16 protein-coding genes are annotated in these 21534 nt (G+C 72.6%); 7 read left to right on the top strand and 9 right to left on the bottom strand.

The features are described 5' to 3' along the window. Positions 1-27: 27 nt before the first annotated feature. The 4 genes from AB0K14_RS07275 to AB0K14_RS07260 all read left to right on the top strand — a co-directional run bounded on the left by AB0K14_RS07275 (position 28) and on the right by AB0K14_RS07260 (position 4087). Positions 28-879 (top strand): aminoglycoside phosphotransferase family protein, encoded by an 852-nt coding sequence (locus AB0K14_RS07275; protein WP_360461371.1) that lies wholly within the window; start codon positions 28-30, stop codon positions 877-879. An 89-nt stretch (positions 880-968) separates the two neighbouring features. Then, complete coding sequence (locus AB0K14_RS07270; protein ID WP_360461374.1) at positions 969-2504, top strand: helix-turn-helix domain-containing protein; 1536 nt, start codon at positions 969-971, stop codon at positions 2502-2504. A 121-nt stretch (positions 2505-2625) separates the two neighbouring features. Then, positions 2626-3885, top strand: a complete 1260-nt coding sequence (locus AB0K14_RS07265) for an FAD-dependent oxidoreductase (protein ID WP_360461377.1) — start codon at positions 2626-2628, stop codon at positions 3883-3885. A gap of 10 nt (positions 3886-3895) precedes the next feature. Beyond that, positions 3896-4087: a hypothetical protein gene (locus AB0K14_RS07260; RefSeq protein ID WP_360461379.1), complete on the top strand. Its 192-nt coding sequence runs from the start codon at positions 3896-3898 to the stop codon at positions 4085-4087. A 277-nt stretch (positions 4088-4364) separates the two neighbouring features. Here the strand turns inward: AB0K14_RS07260 and AB0K14_RS07255 are convergent, their stop codons facing one another. After that, a complete protein-coding gene (locus AB0K14_RS07255) occupies positions 4365-4760 on the bottom strand; it encodes a RidA family protein (protein ID WP_360461414.1) in 396 nt (131 codons plus the stop codon). Positions 4761-4958: 198 nt separating this feature from the next. Here AB0K14_RS07255 and AB0K14_RS07250 point away from each other — a divergent pair, with 198 nt between their 5' ends. From AB0K14_RS07250 to AB0K14_RS07240, 3 genes are all read left to right on the top strand, one after another. Next, entirely contained in the window at positions 4959-7922 is a 2964-nt protein-coding gene (locus AB0K14_RS07250) for a hypothetical protein (RefSeq protein ID WP_360461382.1), read from the top strand. A 76-nt stretch (positions 7923-7998) separates the two neighbouring features. Further along, positions 7999-10503, top strand: coding sequence for a hypothetical protein (locus AB0K14_RS07245; protein ID WP_360461385.1), 2505 nt, complete (start codon positions 7999-8001; stop codon positions 10501-10503). 11 nt (positions 10504-10514) lie between these two features. After that, positions 10515-11540, top strand: coding sequence for a hypothetical protein (locus AB0K14_RS07240; protein ID WP_360461388.1), 1026 nt, complete (start codon positions 10515-10517; stop codon positions 11538-11540). Positions 11541-11566: 26 nt separating this feature from the next. Here AB0K14_RS07240 and AB0K14_RS07235 read toward each other — a convergent pair whose 3' ends face one another. The 8 genes from AB0K14_RS07235 to AB0K14_RS07200 all read right to left on the bottom strand — a co-directional run bounded on the left by AB0K14_RS07235 (position 11567) and on the right by AB0K14_RS07200 (position 21345). After that, positions 11567-13609: a tetratricopeptide repeat protein gene (locus AB0K14_RS07235; protein ID WP_360461391.1), complete on the bottom strand. Its 2043-nt coding sequence runs from the start codon at positions 13607-13609 to the stop codon at positions 11567-11569. Between the two features lie 38 nt (positions 13610-13647). Then, positions 13648-13971 carry a hypothetical protein gene (locus AB0K14_RS07230; RefSeq protein WP_360461393.1) on the bottom strand — a complete coding sequence of 108 codons (324 nt, stop codon included), beginning with the start codon at positions 13969-13971 and terminating at the stop codon, positions 13648-13650. A 147-nt stretch (positions 13972-14118) separates the two neighbouring features. Continuing rightward, the gene (locus AB0K14_RS07225) at positions 14119-15312 is read right to left on the bottom strand and encodes a glycoside hydrolase family 88 protein (protein ID WP_360461396.1); all 1194 of its coding nucleotides are present in this window, start codon (positions 15310-15312) and stop codon (positions 14119-14121) included. Between the two features lie 41 nt (positions 15313-15353). Further along, the gene (locus tag AB0K14_RS07220; protein WP_360461399.1) at positions 15354-16034 is read right to left on the bottom strand and encodes a DUF624 domain-containing protein; all 681 of its coding nucleotides are present in this window, start codon (positions 16032-16034) and stop codon (positions 15354-15356) included. 5 nt (positions 16035-16039) lie between these two features. Continuing rightward, positions 16040-16945 (bottom strand): carbohydrate ABC transporter permease, encoded by a 906-nt coding sequence (locus AB0K14_RS07215; RefSeq protein ID WP_360461402.1) that lies wholly within the window; start codon positions 16943-16945, stop codon positions 16040-16042. Further along, a complete protein-coding gene (locus AB0K14_RS07210) occupies positions 16945-17931 on the bottom strand; it encodes a sugar ABC transporter permease (RefSeq protein ID WP_360461405.1) in 987 nt (328 codons plus the stop codon). The genes AB0K14_RS07215 and AB0K14_RS07210 overlap by 1 nt, the downstream gene beginning before the upstream one ends. 73 nt (positions 17932-18004) lie before the next feature. Continuing rightward, entirely contained in the window at positions 18005-19309 is a 1305-nt protein-coding gene (locus AB0K14_RS07205) for an extracellular solute-binding protein (RefSeq protein ID WP_360461408.1), read from the bottom strand. Positions 19310-19383: 74 nt separating this feature from the next. Then, the gene (locus AB0K14_RS07200; protein ID WP_360461411.1) at positions 19384-21345 is read right to left on the bottom strand and encodes a DUF2264 domain-containing protein; all 1962 of its coding nucleotides are present in this window, start codon (positions 21343-21345) and stop codon (positions 19384-19386) included. Positions 21346-21534: the final 189 nt, after the last annotated feature.

Here is a 21534-nt window from a genome sequence, read left to right as displayed (position 1 = left end):
GTGCCGCACGGTGTGGGGAGGGCGACGATGAAGGCAGCAGACGCCGCACGTGCGGTGACCGCGACCGTTTCCACGGCCGCCGAGCTCGGTCTGGTGGTCGACGAGGCGGTCGTCCTCCAGGACTCGAACCGGCTCACCCTGCGGCTGCTGCCGTGCGACGTCCTGGCCCAGGTGGGGCCCGTGGCGCGGCAGGTCGCGCGGTTCGAGGTCGAGCTCGCCCAACGGCTCGCCGGGGTCGGGTGTCCGGTGGCCGCCCTGGAGCCGCGGGTGGAGCCACGCGTGTACGAGCGTGACGGCTTCGTCATCACGCTGTGGACCTACCACGAACCCGTGACGCGGCAGGAGGTCCCGCCGGCCGACTACGCCGACGCGCTCCGACGGCTGCACGCCGGGATGCGCGAGCTCGACGTCCGCACGCCGCACTTCACGGATCGGATCGAGGAGGCGCAACGGCTCGTGGCCGACCGCGACCTCACTCCGGCGCTCGTCGACGCCGACCGCGAGCTCCTCGCCGACGCGTTGCGCAGCACGAGACGCGCGATCGGCGAACGCGGCCTCGCCGAGCAGCTGCTGCACGGCGAGCCGCACCCGGGCAACGTGCTCCCCACGGCGGACGGGCTGCTGTTCGTGGACCTCGAGACGTGCTGCCGCGGTCCCGTCGAGTTCGACCTCGCCCACGCGCCCGAGGAAGTCGCCGCGCACTACCCCGGTGTCGATCAGGACGTGCTGCGGGAGTGCCGGATCCTCATCCTGGCGATGGTCACGACGTGGCGCTGGGACCGGGGCGACCAGCTCCCGGACGGGCACCGGCTGGGCGTCGAGGGGCTGGACCGGCTCCGCGCGGCACTCGAACGGCACCGCTCGGACGCCCGTCGTTGACCACCACGTCCCGTGCGGCCACCCGCTGCGCCGGATGACGTCGGCCACCTGCGGTTACGGTGGGCACCCGGAGTCGGACAGGGGTGCTCATGATCAGTCTGGACCGCCTGGTGAACGTGCTGGGCGGCTACGGGGTGCGCCTGGTGTGCTGTCCGGTGTCGCGGTCGACGGAGTTGCGCAGTGTGGTGCTGCGCGAGTCCACCGCCGCCCGCGCGGTGGCCGGGGACGTGTTCCTGGCCGTGGGCGCCGGGTCCGTGCACCGGGCCGTGGAGTGGGCGGTGTCGGCACGGGCGAGCGTGGTGTTGGTCCACGGCGACGACGAGGTCGGCGGCGAGGCCGTCGCGTTCGGGCAGGCCGAGGGCGTCGCCGTGCTGGTCGTCGACCCCGAGGTGTCCTGGAGCCAGCTGGCGGGGGTGGTCTACGGCCTGGTGCTGGAGGGGCGCGAGACCGAGTCCGGGCGGGGGCCGACCGACCTGTTCGCCCTGGCCGACAGCCTGGCCGACGCGGTCGGCGGCGCGGTGACCATCGAGGACCGGTCCTCGCGGGTGCTGGCCTACTCCGGCGCACAGCAGGACGCCGACCAGGCCCGCCTGGAGACGATCCTGGGCCGTCAGGCCCCTGAGCGGCTGCGGGCGCTGCTCGACGACCGGGGCGTGTCCGCCCACCTCGCCGCCCACGACGGGCCGCTGTTCGTCGCCCCGGACCCGGCGCACGGCCTGACCGGCCGCATGGTGGTGGCGGTGCGCGCGGGCCGGGAGCTGCTGGGCGCGGTGTGGGTGAGCTGCGGCAGTGCGCTGACCGGCGCGCGCCGGGCCGCGCTGGTCGAGGGCGCCCGCACGGTGGCGCTGCACCTGCTGCGCTGGCGGGCCAGCGCCGACCTGGAGCGGCAGGTCGAATCCGACCTGGCGATCCGCCTGCTGGAGGGCACCGCGGACGCCGCGACGGTGGTCAGCCGGCTGGGCCTGCCCCAGGAGCCGCTGCGGGTCATCGCGGTCCGGGCGCACATCGCCGACGAGCGCCACGCCGCGCTGCTGCTCGCGTTCGAACGGGCCACCACCGGGTTCGGCTGGTCGAGGCCGGGGCGCAGCACGCTCGCCGGCACCACGCTCTACACGATCCTGCCCGGCGAGCGGGCCGACACCGCGCGGGAGTGGGTGGCCGCGTTGTGCGCCGCGCTGCCCCCGCAGGTGACGGTGACCGCGGGCATCGGCGGAACCGCGTCCGCGACCGAGCTGCCCGCGAGCAGGCAGGAGGCCGACGAGTGCCTGGCGCTGCACGAAGCACGCCCACCGGACGCGGCGCTCCCGGCGTACGACGAGTCGTGGGACGACATCCTGCTGCAACGCCTGCGCGACGCCGCGCGGGCGGGTCGGACCCCGTCGCGGGGACCGGTGGCCGAGCTGCGCCGCCACGACGACGCCCACGCCACGCACTACGTGGCGACGCTGCGCGCGTGGCTGGGATCCCAGGGCGACCTGGCCCGTGCGGGCGACCGGCTCGGCGTGCACCCGAACACCATCCGCTACCGGCTGCGCAAGATGGCCGAGGTGACCCCGCTGGACCTGGACGACGACCGCAAGCGGCTCGCCATGATCATCGACCTCGCCGTCGCCGGGGACGACTGACCACCCGTTGTCGGGATCGGACAAAACCACCGGGCCGGATTGACGGGAACGGACAGCGGTGTCCGGGGTCCTCGGGGCGAAGCTGGCTTCGACAGCAGCACTCGTCCCGGTGGAGGTGGTCATGGTCGACGTCGAGCGCATCGACGGCGGACCCCGGTCGGCGGTCGTGGTCGGCGCGGGCATCGTGGGTCTGTCGACGGCGTGGTTCCTCCAGGAACGCGGCGTCGAGGTGACCGTGGTCGACCGGACCGGCGTGGCCGCCGGCGCGTCGTGGGGCAACGCCGGGTGGATCGCCCCCGGTCTCGCCATCCCGCTCAACGAACCGACCGTGCTGCGCTACGGCCTGCGCTCGCTGCTGAACCCGACCGCGCCGCTGCACGTCCCGCTGACCGCCGACCCCGGCCTGTGGTCGTTCCTGACCAGGTTCGCGGCGAACTGCCGCTGGTCGTCGTGGGGGCGCGCGGTGGCCGCCAACCTGCCGCTGAACGCGGAGTGCGTCGAGGCGTTCGACGTGCTCACCGCCAACGGCGTGCACGCACCCACCGTCGACGCGCCGATCACGGCCGCGTTCGAGACGCCACGCCAGGCCCGGGGGCTGCTGCGGGAACTGGACAGGATGGCCGACGCCGGACAGCCGGTCGAGCACGTCGAGCTGGACGGCGACGGGTTGCGCGAGCACGTACCCCTGGCCTCGCCCGCCCTCACCGCAGGCGTGCGGGTCGACGGCCAGCGCTACGTCGACCCGGGCGCCTTCGTGCGGGCGCTGGCCCGGTCGGTGGTGGCGCGCGGCGCCACGATCCGCCTGTTCGAGGTCACCGACATCCGCGGCCACGGCAGGGGCGTCACGGTCCACCCGCGCCACGGCGCCGCCGTGCACGCCGAGGTCGCCGTGGTCGCCACCGGCGCCTGGCTGTCCCGCCTCGCCCGCCGCTGGGGCGTGCGCACGCCGGTGCGCGCGGGCCGCGGCTACTCGTTCACCGTGCCCGTGGAGCGCCCGGTACCCGGTCCGGTCTACCTGCCGGAAGCACGCGTGGCGTGCACGCCCTACCAGGACGGGTTGCGGGTGGCGGGCACGATGGAGTTCCGCGACCCCGACGCCCCCGGCGTCCACGCCCGGCTGGAGGCGATCACCGCCTCTGCCCGCCCGCTGCTCGACGGCGTGCGCTGGGACGAACGCCGCGACGTGTGGGTCGGCCCCCGGCCGGTCACGCCCGACGGACGCGCGCTGGTCGGGGCGGTGCGCGTGCCGCGCGTCTACGTCGCCGGCGGGCACGGCATGTGGGGCCTGGCCCAGGGCCCGGTCACCGGGCGACTGTTGGCCGAGCAGATCACCACCGGCAAACAACCCGAGGCGCTGAGGGCGTTGGACCCGCTGCGCTGAGGAGGACCGCATGGACACCGCGGAACCCGTCGACCGCAGCGTCCCGCTGACCGACGAGGAACGTGACGAGCTGGTCTGGCTGCGCACCGAGAACGCGTTCCTGCGCGTCCAGCGCGACGTCCTCACCCGCATCGCCACCGGCTACGCGCACGACGTCGAGGTCTTCCTCGGCCGGCGCCCGGACAACGCCGCCCGCCGCTGACCCCGCCGGCCCTCGACCACCGGCCACCGACCGCCGTCCACCACCGACCCTGTCCACCACCGACCCGCCGACCACCGACCCTGTCCACCACCGACCCGCCGACCGCCGGCCCCTGTCCACCACCGATCCCGCCGGCCACTCGACCACTGTCACGTCCGCGGCGCCGGCGTCCTGGAGACCCGGCAAGGCGGACACCTCCGCCGTCAGGGCGGCCCCGTCCTCCCAGGCCGCCCTGACGGCACCCACCGCACGTCCGCGAACGGGCGGGGAGGTGGCGTCACGCGACGGCGGTTCCCTCCAACTCGACCATCAGGTCGGGGATCGCCAGCCGCGCCACCCCGAGCATCGTCATGCTCGGCGCCACCCCGGCGGCGCCCAACCGCGACGCCAGCACGCCGTAGTGCCGGAACAGCAGGTCGACGTCGGTGGTGTAGACGTTGAGCCGGACGAGGTCCGCGAGGGACATGCCCGCCTCGCCGAGCACGGCCTCCAGGCTGTCGACGCTCAGCGCCAGCTGCGCCGCCATGTCACCGGCGTGCTGGGGCTCGCCGTCGCCGTTCATCGCGGTCTGCCCGGAGCAGTACAGGGTCCGGGTGTGCCCGGAGACCAGCTCACCCTGGTTGAATCCCATCTTGACCGACCACGTCACCGGGTTGACGGCCGTTCGCTGCACTGCCACATCAGCTCCATTCGGTCCACTGAGGACACCTACGTCCGCCGGCTCGGTAGCCGGCACCTTCGACGTCTTGAGGACAAGCCTCCCAACCAATCACGACATCCTGTGTCGTGTATTCCGGGCGAGTTTTCCGTTGGGCGTGAAGGCGCCTTGCTATCGTGCGGTCGTGCATCCGGCCTCGCGGCGACCCGTGCGATGAGCGGCCCGCGTCCGCCGAGGCGCCGGCTCTCCGCGTCGCGGACCGGTAAGGCGGTCGCCGGCAGGGGCGGCTACGCCAACAGCGGTATCCACATCGGCGATGTCACGGTGGCGCAGCCCGCGCGTTCGCGGTACTTGGAAGAAGTGCGCGCTCTCGCCCCCGAGCGACTGGTCGGACGGGCGCGCGAGTTGGACGAGCTCGCCGACTTCTGCACCGCCGACCCGGAGCCGGAGGCGGGCTACCTCTGGTGGCAGGCCGATGCCTGGACGGGCAAATCGGCCCTGATGTCGTGGTTCGTGCTCCACCCGCCGCCCGGGGTGCGGATCGTGTCCTTCTTCGTGACCTCCCGCTATTCGGCGCAGAACAACGCCGACGCGTTCGTCAGGACCGTCGTGGAGCAACTCGCGGACCTGCTCGGGGAGCCGCTGCCCGCCGCCGGCCACATCCACCTGCGCGGGCTGCTCCGCGAAGCCGCCGAGGCGCGCGAGCGCGCCGGTGAACGGCTCGTGCTCGTCGTGGACGGGCTGGACGAGGACCACAACGTCGACGGGACCGGCGAGGTCCACAGCATCGCGGCCCTGCTGCCCGCGTCGCCGCCGGCCGGGATGCGGGTGGTGGTGGCGAGCAGGCTGAACCCGACCCTGCCCGCGGACGTGCCCGACGACCACCCGCTGCGCGACGCGTCCGTGACCCGCCGGTTGGGGCCCTCCCTCCAGGCCAAGGTCGTCCGCGTCGACATGGAACGCGAGCTCAGGCGCCTGATGCAGGGGTCGCCGGAGGAACGGGACCTCCTCGGCCTGGTCGTCGCGGCGGGCGGTGGTCTGTCGGCGGCCGACCTGGCGGAACTGACCGGACGACCGCGCCGGCAGGTGGACGACCACCTCGCCTCGGTGGCGGGCCGCAGTTACCTGCCACGACCCGCGCAGTGGGCGCCGGACGCGGTCGTGTACCTCCTCGGCCACGAGGAACTCCAGGTCGAGGCGCTGGAGTTCGTGGCGGACGAACTCGACGGGCTGCACGGTCGACTCCATGACTGGGCGGATCGCTACCGGGAGCGGTTCTGGCCCCAGAACACCCCGGAATACCTGCTGAACGGCTACTTCCGCCTGCTGGTCCGCCTCGGTGACGTGGACCGGATGGTGGACTGCGCCGCAGATCCCGCACGGCACGGAACCCTGCTCGACCTGTCCGGTGGCGATGCGATCGGCCTCTCCGAGATCGACAGGACGTGGCGGGCGCTGATCCACCGGGGCGAGCCGGACCTGGAGGCGTTGACCCGGCTCGCGGTGCACCGCAGCCACCTCGCGTGGCGCAACGCCGCGGTTCCGGAACGGTTGCCGGCGTTGTTGGCCCGGCTGGGACACGAGTCGATCGCGGAGTCCCTCGCGTTGTCGATACCCGATGCGGAGAGGCGCGGGAACGCGATCCGCGCCTTGCGCGACGGGGTGCTGCCCGCCGCGGAAGCGCCGTCCCCCGAGCCGGTGCCGTGGCCGGAGGCGAGCACCGACACCTGGTCCCGCGTGCTCGCGCTGCTGGAGTACGTGCACCAGGCCGCATACCGCGGTGCTCGGGACGACATGCTCAGCGGAGCGTACGAGATCCTCAGGGAGGCGCACTCGCTGCGGTTCAACCGGGGATCGCGGGCCTTGGAGGACCTGGCTTCCCACCTCGCCCAGGGCGATGAATGGCACTTCGCCATGCAGATCGTCGAGCAGATCACCGACGACGCCCACCGGGTGGCCGCCCTCACCAGGATCGCGGAGCACTGTGCCGCACGTGATGAGCAGGAGGACGCCGAGTACATAGCGCTGCACGCCGCGGACGTCGCGCGGGTCCGGTTCCCGGCCACGGCGGTGTTCCCGTTGCTCACCGACGCCATGCAGGCCGCCGCCGACATCGGCGACACCGAAGCGATGAACGACTTGGCGCACTGCGGGACCTTCATGTCGTCGCGGATCGCCGACGACGTCGAGCGGGTGATCGTGCTGACGGCGTTGGCAACCGCGGTCCGCGGGTGCACGGAGGTCGTGACGTCGTTGACCACCGGTGTCGAGCAGTGGTTCGCCGACGACTACCTCGGCCCGAGGCTCCACGCGCAGGTCGTCCGGGCGCTGATCGCCGGTGGCGACCTCGGGGCCGCCGAAGCCGCCGCGGCGGGGATCACCGACCCCTTGCACGCGGCCGACGTGGGAGCCGACCTGGCGCACGCGGCGGCGCTGGCCGGTGACCTCGGCCAGGTGGAACGGCTCGTCAACCGGGTGGAGCACGTCTTCGACGCGATCCCGGCGCACTGGGATCCGGAGGCGCAGCTGGTCAAGCTGGTGGCGGCCTGTGCCGCCGCCGGGGACACGACACGCGGCGCGGCGGTCGCCACCAGGATCGTCGCGCCTCATCACCAGGTCAGGGCTTGGGCCGAGATGGCGACGGGCAGCAAGGACCCGGAGCTGGCAAGGGACTTCGCGGAGCGTTCGTACGCCGTCATGCGGACCATCCGGACTCGGGGGCAACAGGGCAACGGTCTGGGCTGGGTGGTGGGCGCGTTCGGCGCCATCGGCGACATCGAGCGCGCGTTGTCCCTGGCCGAGGAGGGGCACGAGCTGGAACGCGCGTGGATCGCCTTCGATTTGGCACGGCTCTCGGAGTCCGCCGCGCACGCCGACCGGATCTGGCAACTGGCGGCGGCTCCGCGTGACCGCGCGCTGGTGTTCGCCCACCTGGCCGCCATGCACGATTCGCTGGACTTCGCGCGGCGGGCGGAAGCACTGGCGGAGGGCATCGACGACCCCGATCGGTGGGCGGAGGTGTTGGCGTTGACGGCGACGCACGTTCCGGCCGTGCGCCGTCGACTGGTGGTGAAGCTGCTGGCCTCGGACCGGTGGACGGTCGGGCTTCCCGCGCTGGCACGGACTTCGCACCGGGCCTTCCGGCTCGTGATCGAGGAAGTCGAGGGACTGTTGTAGTGAACGCGCGGGGGTGGGTGGTGGCGCGTGCCCTCCGGGACACGGGCCGGCGTGCTGCGGGGATCAGGCGCGTCCGATGAGGGGCGACCGCCGCGTAGAGGTGACCGGCAGCGGTGATGCGATCGCCGGGCCGGGCGGGTACGCCAACACCGGTGTGCACATCGGGGACGTGCACGTGTGGCCGGGCCGACCGGTCCGCAGCGGCTACCTGCACCAGGTGCGGCGGATAGCGCCGGCCGAACTGGTGGAGCGCGACCGCGAGCTGGCCGAGTTGGCGGCGTTCTGCACCGGTGAGGGTGGCGCCTACCGGTGGTGGCAGGCGCCCGCGTGGTCCGGCAAGACCGCGTTGCTGGCGTGGTTCGCCCTCAACCCGCCTGCCGGGGTGCGCGTGGTGTCGTTCTTCGTCACGGCGCGGTTGGCCGGCCAGAACACCAGGGCCGCGTTCGTGGACCACGTCCTGGAGCAGCTCACCGGTCTGCTCACGGTGCCGGAGCCCGCCGCCGACACCGCGCGGGAGACTCGCCTGCTCGGCCTGCTGGACACCGCCGCGCACGCCTGCGCCGGCCGCGGGGAGACGCTGGTGCTGGTGGTCGACGGCCTGGACGAGGACTCGGCGGCGGTGGCGGGAGCAGGCGAGGACCGGAGCATCGCGGCCCTGCTGCCCGTCGCTCCCCCGGCGGGTATGCGGATCGTGGTGTCGGGACGGCCGAACCCGCCCCTGCCGGGTGACGTGCCGGAGCACCACCCGTTGCGTGATCCCGCCGTGGTGCGCCGCCTGGCGCCGTCGGCAGCGGCGCGGGTCGTGCGGGACAGCATGGAACGCGAGGTCACGCGGCTGCTGCACGGCTCGGCCGTCGGGTCGGACCTGCTGGGTCTGCTCGCCGCTTCGGGTGGTGGTCTGACCGGTGACGACCTGGCCGGGTTGACCGGGTTGAGCCGGGCCGAGGTCGAGGAGCAGCTGCGGACCGTCGCCGGGCGGAGCTTCACCCGGCGCGGGAGCCACTTCCGGCCGGGGACGTTGCCGGACGTGTACCTGCTCGGTCACGAGGAACTACAGGTGGCCGTGGTCGACCACCTGGGCGAGCGGATCGTCGAGTACCGCCGCCGCCTGCACGCGTGGGCGGATGAATACCGCGATCGCGGCTGGCCGGCCGACACGCCCGAGTACCTGCTGCGCGGCTACCACGCGGTGCTCGTGGCCATCGGCGAGTTCGATCGCGCGCTGGCGCTGTGCACCGACCCCGACCGCCAGGAGCGGATGCTGGACATGTCCGGCGGTGACGCGCACGCGCTGGACGAGATCCGCTCCTTGAGCGAAGCCCTCGCCGCCCGGGAACAGCCCGACCTGGGTGCTCTGGCCAGGCTAGCCGTGCGGCACGAGGTGCTCTCCGCTCACAGCGCGGGTGTGCCCGACGAGCTACCCGCGTTGTGGGTGTCGCTGGGCAGCGCCGCCCGCGCCCTGGCCCTGGCCAGGTCGGTGTGGCAGCCGTTCAAAGCGTTGGTGCGGGTCGCCGAGGAGCTGTTCGCGGCCGGCCACCGCGACCTGGCCGCCGAGGCGGTGCGGCACGCGCTGGCGGCCGTGCAGTCGGAGTCCCTGCACCTGGAACGCCGTAGCATGCTGGCGACCGTCGTCGAGGTGCTGGTCATGGCAGGCGAGCCGACCTGGGCCGAGGCGGTCGGCCAAGAGTTGGACGATCCTCCGTGGTGGGCGCACGCGCTGCTGAACGCGGCCGACCAGATGATCACCCGCGGCGAGTCCGAGCGCGCGCTCGCGTTGGCCAACCAGGCCGCGACGGACTCGTTGGTGCCGCCCGTGGAGAAGTCGGAGGCGTACGCCCGGTACTCCTCGGTCGCACGACGGGCGGGGGACCACAGGCTCGGAGGCGCGTTGGCGGCCAAGGCAATCGCCGAAGCACGCCCGTTGAGCGTCGTGACCAAGCTGTCCGTCGCGCAGGCGTTGGTCCGCTTCCCCGGTGGCGCGGGGTGGCGTGCCCGCTGGTTCGCCCGGCGTACCGCCCTCACGTACGCACGAGAGGCCGACGACAACGTCTGGACCGCGACGCAGGCGGCAGAAGTCCTCGCGGTGCTCGGGCACCTGCGCGCGGCCCGGCGTGTCGCCGACCGCGTCACCGGGACGTTCATGATCGGCGGAGTCGTGCGGCACCTCGTGCTCGGCTACGCCCGGCGCGGCCGACCACGAGAGGCGGTGGAGGTCGCCCGGCTCGGCCGACCATCGCTGGAGGTGGGGGTCGACTCAGATTCGACCCCGACGTCGGCGGCCGCCGCCGTGGTCCTGGCGGAGCACGGTCACCACGACGCGGCGGTGGCCGTCGTCGAGGAGTTGCACCGCGACACCCGGGCGGGCGCCGTGGCGCCGCAGATGGCGGAAGCCCTGTGCGCCGCGGGCCGGTGGGACGAGGCCGAGGAGCTCGCCTACGGGGTCGACCGAGCCGACTACCGGGCACAGGCCCTGACGGCGGTCGGCGCGGCCCTGATCCGGGTCGGCGAGGTCGGCCGGGCCCGCCGCCTGGTGGAGGACGCCGAGGTGGCGCTGCGGAGCCGGGACCGTCGGAACTCCTGACCTCGGGGCTGGTGGACACGGCGGTCAAGTCGGTCGAACTCGGCGACCTCGAACGCGCGGGTCACCTCGCCGCTCACGTCGCCGATCCGGTGGACCGGGCGCGGTTGCTGCACGTGCAGCGGCCGACCGGTCCGGACGTCGCCGGCCGGTTCACCGCGCTCGCCGACGAGGTCGACTACCCGGGCACCCGGGCGCTGGTCCTGGCGTGGGCCGCGGAGGCCGCGACCCGCTGGGGGGATGTCGAGCAGGCGTGGCGTCTCCTCGACCAAGCCGAGCACCTGGTGGACCACGACCTCGGTGGTGCCCACGGCGAGCTTGAGGCGATCGGTGTGGCCCTGGTGCGCGCGGGCGACCCGGAGCAGGCGGTGCAAGTGGTGCTGGCCCGTCCCCGATCCCGCGCCTGGCGGGAGGTCTGCACGGCGCTGGTGGAGGCTGAGCAGACCGCCTTGGCGCGGACCATGCTCCAGGTCCTGGAGATGCGCCACTGGACCGAGCCGAACCTCCGGGCGGAGCTGATCGGACCGTTGATCGCGGTCGGTGACGTCGTGCGGGCGGAGCAGATCGTCGGGGAACTGCGGGAACTGCTGCGCACCGAGGCCGACGAGGTGCCGACCGCGTCCCTGGCCGACATCGCCCGCAACCTCTTCGCCAACCGCGATCCGCACGACCTGCCTGAGGTCGTCGACCAGGTGCTCGCCCGCGTGCGGTCCGACCTGGGCGACGTCACCGGCCCGATCCCGGGCGACTTCGGGTACCCCCTCGCGGCGGCCATGACGAGGACCGACGACCTCGACGGCGCGCTACGACTGGTCGAGGACACCGACGATCGGGAAGAACGGGCGGAGATGGAGCTGGCCATCGCGGTCACCCTGCTGCACCGGAACCGGGTCGACCTGGCCACTCCCCTCGTCGCGCGGCTCCTGCACCCGGACAACCACTTCAACTGGTACCACCTGGTGCGCGCATTCGGCGCCCACTTCCCCGAGCTGACCGCCGGCGGCGCCGACGAACTGACCGCCCACCTGCGCCGCACCTGACCGCACGTCGACACGGCCGTACGTTTTTAGCCTTCAGCCCGCCACGTTTTCAGAACCTTAGTCGCGGCCAGTGTGCTCGGGTGTCGGTCGCCCAACAGGCGTACCGAGTCGGCGACCAAGCGCTCCGTCAGGGCGATGGCCTCGCTCATGCGACCGACCTGCCAGTACGAGACGGCCAGGTTGCCCCGCGCGGTGAGCGTGTTTGGATGGTCCTCACCCAACAGACGTACCGAATCGGCAACCACCTGCTCCTCGATGGCAATGGCCTCGCTGGTGCGACCGGCCTGCCAGTAGGAGCTGGCCAGGTTGACTCGCGTGATGAGTACGTCCGGGTGATCCTCACCCAACAGACGTGTCCGGTGGGCAACGACGTGCTCCAGCAGTTCGATGGCCTCGCTCGTGCGACCGGTGTACCAGTAGGAGACGGCCAGATTGGTCTGTGCGATGAGCGTCTCCTGGTGGTCCTCACCCAACAGACGTACCGAATCGGCAACCACCTGCGCTGTCAGATTGATGGCCTCGCTCGTGCGACCGACCTGCCGATAGGCGCTGGCCAGGTTTGCTCGCGTGGAAAGCGTTTCAGGATGTTCCTCGCCGAGAATGCGTTGGGCTTGTGCGATGGTGTGGTGCCAGTAGGTGACGGCGGGGTCGTGAAGTTGGGCACGGAGCAGGCTGATACCCGCCTTGTTCAGTAGTGGGTGGGCACCGGGGCGCCAGAGGCGGTCGCCGGCGATGGTGGTGAGCGTCGTGGTGTTGGCAAGGAGGGCGACGAGGAGATCGGTGGCGTTGTAGTCGTTGTCGGGCCACAGTTGCAGGAGTGCGTCGGCGGCGGTCCGGGCGGTGGTAGCGGAGTCGGTGGTGATGGTTTCGCGGGCGGCGCGGGCGGTAAGGGCGTGGATGCGGACGGCGCGGGGGCCGTCCCCAGGGGTGTGCGTAACCAGGCCGTAGCGGTGGAGGGTGCGCAGGGCTTTGCGGGCCTGTTCGGGAGTGATCGGGTTGCCCATGTGGGCGGTCAGGTAGTCGGTGACCGCCTCGGTGGCCCAGAAGGCGTCCGGGTGGCCGTCCGGATCGCAGAAGGCGGCCAGTGCCAGCGCTGGACGGGCCAGTCCGGCGGGTGGTCTGGTGTCTGCGGCCTCCAGGGCGAGCAGGAGGGCGACGGCCACCGGCCGGCCGTAGGCGTCGGGGTCGACGCCGGCGGGCATCAGGTCGTCCAGCCGTTGGTCCCCGGCGGTGTAGCGGGCGAGGTACTCACCGCACGCCTCGTCCTCGTCGAGCATGTAGGCGGCGGCGTGGGACAGCGCCAAGGGTAGGTGGCCCAGGGCGGCGGCCAGGTCCGCAGCGTGGTCGTCGAGCAGGTGGCCGCCACCGGCGTCGGTGAGCCGGTCGTGCAGGTAGCGGACGGACTCCGCGGGAGTGAAGGTGTCGACGTCGACGCGTTGCCGGCCCGAACCGGTGAGCGCGGCCTCGCGCAGTCGGGTGGTGGCCAGCGTCCAGCCGCCTGGGCGGTGCGGTGGCCACCGGCCCGCCAGGTGGGCCGGATCGGTCACGTCGTCCAGCACCACCAACCAGGTGCGGTCGGTGGTGTGCAGCCAGTCCACCAACGCGGCGGCGTCCGCATCAGGATTGGCACCGTCGGCTCCGGGCACACCCACCCGTGCCGCCGCCCTGGCGTAGGAGGTGATCACCTGCTCCGGGCCGGCGGCGTTGACCCACACCACCAGGTCCGTGCCGGCCGTCACCGCCTCCTGCGCGAACCACGCCGCCAACTGGGACTTGCCGACCCCTCCCCCGCCCGCGAGCACCCGCGTCCCCATCGCGCCCCGCCGGTCCGCCTCGTCCTGCGCGAGGACCACGTCCTCACCCCGGAGACGCGCGGCCAGCACCTGCTCGCGCACGTCCTCCCGGGGTTGGAAAGCCGAGGCCAGCGGCGGGGGTTGCCCCACCACCACCGGCCACACCGGCACCGCGGCGGGGTGATGGTGGTGCTCGACGCGCACGTCGCCCATCACGCCGGAGTTCGCCACACCCCCGCGGTCGGCCGTCGCGCCACCCGTCTCGTGGACCTCCACCGCGTCCTGCGGCGCGCCGGACGGGGGTGATCCGGCGGTCACGTCCGGGGGCGTCGCCGGACACCGGTGTTGGCCACCGAACCGGGTCCGTCGGCGACCGCGTTCCCCGATCGGGTGACCCGCACGGTGCCCGTGTCGCCGTCGACGGTCTCGGCACCGGTGTTCGCCTCACCGCCGCCCGTCGCGTCGGCGTCGCCGGAGTCCTCCACCACGACCTCGTCCGGCACCGCGGCCTCCTCCCGCCGGGGCAGCAGGTACGGCGCGAGCAACGCCGCCACGGCCGCCACACCACCGATGCTGCTGCCCAGCTTGTCGGCGTCCTCCAGACCGACCTTGAACAGGTACACCGCCAATCCGGCCACGATCAGACCGAAGACGACACGTCCTGCCCACACCCACCGCTGACTGCGCCGAACGACCACGTTCCACCCCTATCGGCAGGACCCCCGACGCCCCGTATTCAACCCTTCGCCGACAGCACGACCGCCGTTACCCCACCGTTCGGCGGCTCACCAGTAGCTGCGCCACTCCGGCCGCACGTGACGCGACAGGGCTTCCAGGTAGAAGTAGTCGCCCCACAGGTTGCCCTCGTCCACGCCGACGTCCTTGGGCTTGTCGTAGACGCCGTGCAGCAACAGCGGGCTCGGAGCGGCACCGGGGTCGGGGACGGTCGCGTAGGTGGTGGCCAGGCTGGTCAGGATGGCGTCGCCCTCGGCGCGGTAGTGCCGGGCGGCGTCCTGGTCGTCCAGGTGGTCGGCCAGTTCGTACAGACCGCACACGGCGATCGCGGCGGCCGAGGAGTCGCGGTCCTGGTCGCTGCCGTCGGTGAACACCAGGTCCCAGTAGGCGACGCGGTCCTGCGGCAGGCGGGTGAGGAAGTAGTCGGCGCAGCGCCTGGCGGCGTCGAGGAACGACGGTTCCCGCACGTGGCGGTAGCCCAGGGCGAAGCCGTAGATGCCCCACGCCTGCCCGCGTGCCCAGCAGGACCCGTCCTGGTGCCCCTGCTCGGTCGCGCCCCGGAGCGGCTCGCCGGTCTCCGGGTCCCAGTAGAACGTGTGGAACGTGGTGCCGTCCGGCCGGATGATGTGCTGTCGCAGCTGTTCGGTGTGCCGGATCGCGGCTTCGGTGGACGTCCGGGAACCGGTCACCTCGGCCGCCCAGTACAGCAGCGGCAGGTTCATCAGGCTGTCGATGATCGTGCGGCCTCGTTGCACGGGGTCGCTCAGGTCGCCCCAGGCCTGGATGATGCCCGCCGGTTCGAGGAAGCGGTCCATCAGGTGGTCGGCGGCCTTCAGCGCGGCGCTGCGGGCTCGCGGGTCGCCGAGCAGCCGCCACGGCGTCACGCACGACAGGGTGTAGAGGAAGCCCAGGTCGTGGGTGTCCAGGTCGATCCCCTGCACGACCCGGGCCTCGAAGCTGTCGACCTCGCGTCGCGCGGCACCCAGCACGGCGTCGTCGCGGGTGGCCTCCCAGACCAGCCACAGCATCCCCGGCCAGAAACCGGTGGTCCACCCGGCGTTGGCGCCCTCGGGCTGGCCGCCGCGAGGCGTGCGCGGCCGGTAGACGCCCGCGGTGGTCGTGTCGTCCGGGTACCAGGACGTGAACTCCGCGATGTTGTGCCGGACGGTCGCGACCGCGGCGTCCCAGGCCGCTGCCAGGTGGTCGGTGGTGATCGGTGCGGCGCGGTCTGCTTCCGCGGACATGGTTCTCCCTCAGAACGGGTGACAGGGACGACGGACGCAGGTCAGCGCGTGGCGGCGGAGCGCGGGTCGGTCTCCGGGGCGGTGCGGACGGGTCGCAGGGTCGCGCGGTTGCCCACCCAGACGACGTACAGCGCCGGTCCGGTGAGCAGCGCGAGCGCCGGGACGGGCAGGGCCACGACCGCCGCCGCCAGCACCCACAGCACCGCCACGGACACCGCGGTGAAGTGGGCTCGGCGGATCGCCAGGAACAGGCACGCCTTCGCGAGGCGCCGGACGGGCACGTCCGGGTGCTCGACCACACCGGTGAGCGCCACCAGCGCGGTCACGGCGGTGAGCACGACGAGCACGGCCAGGACCGGGATGACGACCGCGCCGACGGGTGTCCCCCAGGCGGCGTGGACGTCCACCACCAGCACGACCAGGACGGCGGTCGCGGCACCCGTGACGGTGAAGGCGCGGCGCGCGTGCCGGCGCCAGGCCCGCAGGTACCCCCGCAGCACCGGTGCGCTGTCGTCCTGTGCGGTGGCGGCGAACACTGCGTGGGCCGCGGCGACGGCCGGGCCGAGCAGCGGCGCGGTCAGCACCAGCAGCGGCCAGGTCGCCGCGACCGGCGTGAACAGCAGGACCGCCAGGAACGGCGTGCTCGCGCCCACCACGAGGGCGCTGGTCGCCAGCAGTGCGTAGGCGGTGGTGAACACCCGCGTGTAGGTCTCGTACCTCACGGCCGTCACCCCTTCAACCCGCTCGTGGCGACGCCCTCGACGAAGTACTTCTGCCCGAGCAGGAACACCACCGCGACGGGCAGCACGGACAGCACCGAGCCGGTCATGATCAGCGCGTGCTCGGCGTTGTACTCGCTGACGAACGACTTGAGCCCCAGCTGGATCGTCCACAGGTCGGGGTCGCGCAGGTAGATCAGCGGCCCGAGGTAGTCGTTCCAGGTGGTGACGAAGGTGAGCAGCGCCAGGCTGGCGAGGGCGGGCACCGACAGCGGCAGCATGATCCGGAAGTAGATGCCGTACTCGCTCAGGCCGTCCACCCTGGCGGCCTCGCACAGCTCGTCGGGGATGGTCAGGTAGTACTGGCGCATCAGGAACACGCCGAAGGCGCCGAACGCCTGGAGCGCGACGACCGCCCACAGCGTGTTGGTCAGGCCGACCTCGGACATCATGATGAACTGCGGGATCATGTAGGCCTGCCACGGCACCGCGATCGTGCCGATGTAGACCACGAAGAGCAGGTTGCGCCCCGGGAAGCGGGCCTTGGCGAACCCGTACGCGGCGAAGCTGCCGGTGAACAGCTGGAGCACGGTGACGACCACCGACAGGAAGACCGTGTTCTTCAGCCACCCGAGCATGTCGGAGATCCGCCAGATCTCGGCGTAGTTGCCCCACTGCGGCGACTCCGGCAGCCAGGTCACCGGGACGGAGAACACGGTGTTCGCGGTCTTCAGCGAGGACGAGATCATCCAGAAGAACGGCAGCAGCAGCGCGGCCGCGGCCACCACGAGGACGAGGTAGCCCAGGACCTTGCCGGGCGCGGGCAGCCGCCGGTCCGACGGCGCGACGGGTCCCCTCCCCCGGTCGACCGTCCCGGGTGCGGCGAGGTCGGGCAGGGCGTGCGGGGCGGCCATCAGGCGTTCCTCCTGCGGTTGATGGCGAACTGCACGACCGTGACCGCCATGCAGAGCGCGAACAGCACGACGGAGATGGCGGAGGCGTAGCCGAACCGGTTCTCCACCAGGCCCTTCTGGTAGATGTACTGGGACAGCACCAGCGTCGACTGACCCGGACCGCCGTTGGTCATCACCAGGATCAGGTCGAAGACCTTGAAGCTGCCGATGGTGAGCATCACCGTCACGAAGAACGTCGTGGGCCGCAGGCACGGCAGGGTCACGTTGCGGAAGCGCTGCCACGCCCCCGCGCCGTCGATGCGGGCCGCCTCGTGCAGCTCCGGTGGCACGGTCTGCAGCCCGGCGAGGAAGAGCAGCATGTAGTAGCCCATCTCGCGCCAGACGCCGACGACGATCACGGCGGGCATGGCCCAGTCCGACGACGCGGTCCAGCCGGGTGGGTCGTCCACCCCGAACAGGCCCAGGATCTGGTTGATCGGTCCGGCGTCGCGGCTGAACAGCAGGTTCCACGCGATCGCGATGGCCACGATCGAGGTCACGTACGGGAAGAAGGCCGCGGTGCGGAAGAACGCCACGCCGCGCAGCTTCCGGTTGAGCAGCAGGGCCAGGCCCAGCGACAGCGCGAGCGTGAGCGGGATGTGGAACGCGGAGTAGTACAGGGTGTTGAGCAGCGCGGTGTGGAAGCTCGCGTCCTTGAGCAGGCGGGTGAAGTTGTCCAGCCCGACCCACTTGGCGGTGCCGAAGACGTTCCAGTTGGTGAACGAGATGTAGAACAGCGCGACGACCGGGCCCAGGGTGAGCAGGCCGAAGCCGAGGAAGTTCGGCAGGACGAACGACACGCCCTGCAATGACCGGCGGGCCTTGTACCACCGCTTCGTGCGGTTCGCCCCGGTGCCGCGCGAACCCGGGTCGCGCGAACCGGAGCCGCGCGGGTCGGTGCTTCGCGGGCCCGGGCCGCGCGGACCGCCGACAGTCGTCGTGCTCATCGGCTCTCTGTGCTCCTGCGTAGGTGGTGTGCTCGGCGCGGCGCGGGCCCGGGTGTCGAGCCCGCGCCGGGTGTCACCGGGATTCGAGGACTTCGGTGCGAGCGCGGTTGCCCGCCTGGCTGAGGGCCTCGTCGACGGGCGTGCTCTTGGACATGATCGCGGAGTGGGTCTCCTGCAGGATGTTCTGCAGGGCGGCCGTGTGCGGCGAGACGGGGTTCTCCGCGCGGGTGTCGTGCGTGGTGAAGGAGAACCGGGACAGCTCGTCGGTCGGCACGCCCTGGACGCCGAAGTACGCCTTGGTCACCGGGTCGGTCAGCGTGGCCGGCGTGATGCCGATGGACGCCAGCGCGGTGGCGCCGCCCTCGCCCGCGACGAAGGTCAGGAACTTCTTGGCGGCGGCGACCTTGCCCTCGTCGATGGCGGCGTTGACGCCGAGACCGGTGGGGTCGCCGAAGGTGACCGGGTTGTCCTTGGTGGCGGCGTCGGCCTGCGGCGCCGGGGCGAAGCCCCACTGGAACGACTGCGCGTCGCCCTTCTTCTGCTGGGCGATGAGGGTCGCGACGTACCAGCTGCCCATCAGCATGGTCGCCGCCTGCTGCGTGCCGAACTGCGCCTGGTACTGCAGGGTGTTCGTGGTGGCCGTGCCGTAGTCCACCTGCGCGCCGGCTTCCTGCTGTTGCAGCGCACGCCGGTAGTAGGGCGCCAGGTAGCCGTAGTCGCCGCTGACCAGGTCGGCGCCGGACGTCTGCGCCAGCGCCAGGCCCTGCACCGTGGACTGCCAGACGTGCTGGTAGGCGGCCTTGGCCGGCGAACCCGCGGTCTTCAGGCCGGTCGTCAGGGCCGCCACCGCCTGCTCGTACTCCGCCCACGTCCAGGTCTTGTCGGGGGGCGTGACGCCCGCCGCCGCGAACAGGTCCTTGTTGTAGTAGAGGTACCAGGAGTCCTGGCGGTAGGGCACGGCGTACGTGGTGCCGTCCACCTTGTAGTTGCCCAGGCCGTTGACCTTGTCGCCGAGCCCGCCCGCGACGTCGGACACGTCCAGGAGCTGGTCACCGGCCTGGTAGGTGATGAAGTTCTTGAGGTTCTTCAGCACGTAGAGGTCGGGCGCGCTGCCGGCGGCCAGGTCCGCGGTCAGCTGGGTGTCGTAGTTGGTGGCGTCGTACTCCTTGAACTCGACCTTCACGTCCGGGTGCTGCGCCTGGAACGCCTCGGCGAGCTTCGCGAACTCGGGCGTGGTCTTCATGCTCCACGCGCTCATCGTCAGCGTGACCGGTCCGCCGCTGTCGGCGGGTTCGTCGGCGCCGCAGGCGGTGGCGGTGAGCGTGAGGGCGGTGACGGCGGCCGCGATGGCGGTCCACCTGGATCGGCGGTGTCGCATGGTCCTTCACTTCCTGGTCGAGCCACGGGGAGAGCGGGAGGGTGTGGGGCGGCGCCGGGTGGGCGGCCCGGTGGTCAGGACAGCGCGACGCGGGTGTGCGCGCCGTCGGGCCACCGCGTGGTGACCCAGGTCGTCGATCCGCCGCCCACGAGCCGGACCTCGGGCTCGGCGGCCGGGGGTCCGGTGTCGCGGGTCAGTTCCAGCAGCACGGCGAACCACTCGCCGGGGACGACGGGGCAGTGCGCCCAGGGGACCGCGGCGACCGGTCCCAGCGGGCCGGCGTCCGGGTGCACGGACACGCCCGAGTCGGTGGTTCGTCCCAACAGGACGCGCAGGGTGGAGTGCGTGCCGTCGGCGCCGCGGACGCACGGGGACCCGGTGGAGACGATGTCGACGTCCGCGCCCGCGACGGCCCACCCGGACAGCCGCAGCGTCGTGGGTGGGCGGTCCCGCGCGACGTCGTCCACGCGGACCAGGCGCACCTCCCACGGGCCGCGCACGAGCGAGTGGACCGCGACGGTCCCGGCGTCGTGGTGGCGGCCGGTCCAGCCGGACCCGTGGTGCTGCTGGGTCTCGTCGGGCTCCAACCAGCGCACGACGCCGGACGACGACCCGACTCCCACCGCCGTGCCGCCGGCGTCGACCACCTCGGTGGCGCCGACGTCCATGCCGGACCGGTGGGACGCCCGGCCGCGGGCGTCCACCAGGACGACGGCCTGGTCGTGCGGGTCGGTCCAGCTGTCCCGGTCCAGCAGGGGGCTGGTCGCGGTGGAGTAGCCGAGGCGCGCGTAGAGCGGGGAGTCGCCCTTGGTGTCGCCGGGGACCGCGTGGTCCGTGCCGTGGTTGACGACGCGCACGACGCCGTCGGCGGCGGTGCCGCTCACCAGCCAGCCCGGTGCCCTGATCGCCCGGACGAAGTCGCCCTGTTCGACCGGCAGCGGCAGTTCCTCGGCCGCCCACACCGGGTGGTCGGCGGGCAGGGCGAGCCCGAGCATGCCCTTCACCGCCCAGTAGGGCGAGCCGGGACCCGAGTAGGCCTGCGCGATGCGCGGCCACGGCCCGTGCCAGCCCAGGTTCAGCAGGCCGCGGTCGTCGGGGGCGCCGCGTTCCGCGAAGTGGCGCACGACGCTCGACGCGGCGCGGCGCAGGACCCCCGCGGGCGTGGACGGGACCTCGGCGAGGGCTCCGGCCCAGAACGGCGCCGCGGCGGCGAACCGGTAGGTCAGGCTGCGGCCCTGCACCAGCGGTGACCCGTCCGCGCCGACCAGGTGGACGGCGTCGAGCAGGAAGCGGTCGAGCGCCGCCGTGTCGCGCGCCCTGCGTTCCTCGGCGAAACCCGCCGCGCCCGGCATCCGCGCCCACAGCTGCGGGTAGACGTGCAGGGCCCAGCCGACGTAGTGGTCGAACGCGCGCTCGTGGCCGTCGGCCATCCAGCCGTCCGCGCGCCGGAAGCCGTCGTGGGTGGCCAGGTCCTCGGCGACGTCGGTGGCCGACCAGGGACCGCCGACCGACCGCAGGAACGCCTGCACCACGAGCCGGAACCACACCCAGTTGATGCGCGGGTACGTCGGGTCGCCCACGGCGGGGGCGAGGTAGGCGACCACCCGATCCCGCACGGCCGGGTCGAGGCGGTCCCACAGCCACGGGCGGGTCAGGTCCAGGGCGAGCGCCAGCGAGGCTGCTTCGACCTTGGCCTGCGGGTGTTCGTCCAGGCGCACCCAGCGCTCCGGGGACCTCGGGTCGGTGCCCGCGGCGATGCCCTCGGCGTAGAACTCGGCGAGGTTGTCCGGGTCGGCTCCGCGCTCACCCGCGATCCGGAACCCGGCGAGCAGGAACGTGCGGGCGAAGCCCTCCAGACCGTCCACCTCGGCCCCGTACCCCCCGACCGGTCCGGGCAGCGCGATCCTCGCCCGTCCCGGGGAGGCGAAGGGCCGCACGGCGCGCAGCATCGCGTCGGCCGTCCGGGCCCACTGGTCGCGGGTCCACCCGGCACGCGCGGGCGGCGCGTCGGCCCTCGGGAGGGGTTGCGGCGGCATGTATCTCGTCCTTCGTCGTCGGAAGACGTTCGATCACAACGGTGCACAGTTGCTTTCGTTTTTGATCGCTTTGCCTGTTAAGCAGTAAATACGTGCAGGAGTGATCGTGTCAAGGCTCACATGAACGTTTGTTACCCGCCACCGCGGCCGCCGGCGCCCGGCTCGGCGCCGCACGCCCCGGCCTGTCAC

Origin of the sequence: Actinosynnema sp. NPDC050801 (assembly GCF_040673975.1) — a bacterium.
Lineage (GTDB): Bacteria > Actinomycetota > Actinomycetes > Mycobacteriales > Pseudonocardiaceae > Actinosynnema.
The sequence above is the reverse complement of the archived record's forward strand: the minus strand, read 5'-3'. Positions and strand labels throughout refer to the sequence as shown.

Bases quoted from the DNA above. Each gene is read 5' to 3' on its own strand.
- AB0K14_RS07275 (WP_360461371.1), top strand. From the start codon at position 28: ATGAAGGCAGCAGACGCCGCACGTGCGGTGACCGCGACCGTTTCCACG.
- AB0K14_RS07270 (WP_360461374.1), top strand. From the start codon at position 969: ATGATCAGTCTGGACCGCCTGGTGAACGTGCTGGGCGGCTACGGGGTG.
- AB0K14_RS07265 (WP_360461377.1), top strand. From the start codon at position 2,626: ATGGTCGACGTCGAGCGCATCGACGGCGGACCCCGGTCGGCGGTCGTG.
- AB0K14_RS07260 (WP_360461379.1), top strand. From the start codon at position 3,896: ATGGACACCGCGGAACCCGTCGACCGCAGCGTCCCGCTGACCGACGAG.
- AB0K14_RS07250 (WP_360461382.1), top strand. From the start codon at position 4,959: ATGAGCGGCCCGCGTCCGCCGAGGCGCCGGCTCTCCGCGTCGCGGACC.
- AB0K14_RS07245 (WP_360461385.1), top strand. From the start codon at position 7,999: ATGAGGGGCGACCGCCGCGTAGAGGTGACCGGCAGCGGTGATGCGATC.
- AB0K14_RS07225 (WP_360461396.1), bottom strand. From the start codon at position 15,312: ATGTCCGCGGAAGCAGACCGCGCCGCACCGATCACCACCGACCACCTG.
- AB0K14_RS07215 (WP_360461402.1), bottom strand. From the start codon at position 16,945: ATGGCCGCCCCGCACGCCCTGCCCGACCTCGCCGCACCCGGGACGGTC.
- AB0K14_RS07210 (WP_360461405.1), bottom strand. From the start codon at position 17,931: ATGAGCACGACGACTGTCGGCGGTCCGCGCGGCCCGGGCCCGCGAAGC.
- AB0K14_RS07205 (WP_360461408.1), bottom strand. From the start codon at position 19,309: ATGCGACACCGCCGATCCAGGTGGACCGCCATCGCGGCCGCCGTCACC.
- AB0K14_RS07200 (WP_360461411.1), bottom strand. From the start codon at position 21,345: ATGCCGCCGCAACCCCTCCCGAGGGCCGACGCGCCGCCCGCGCGTGCC.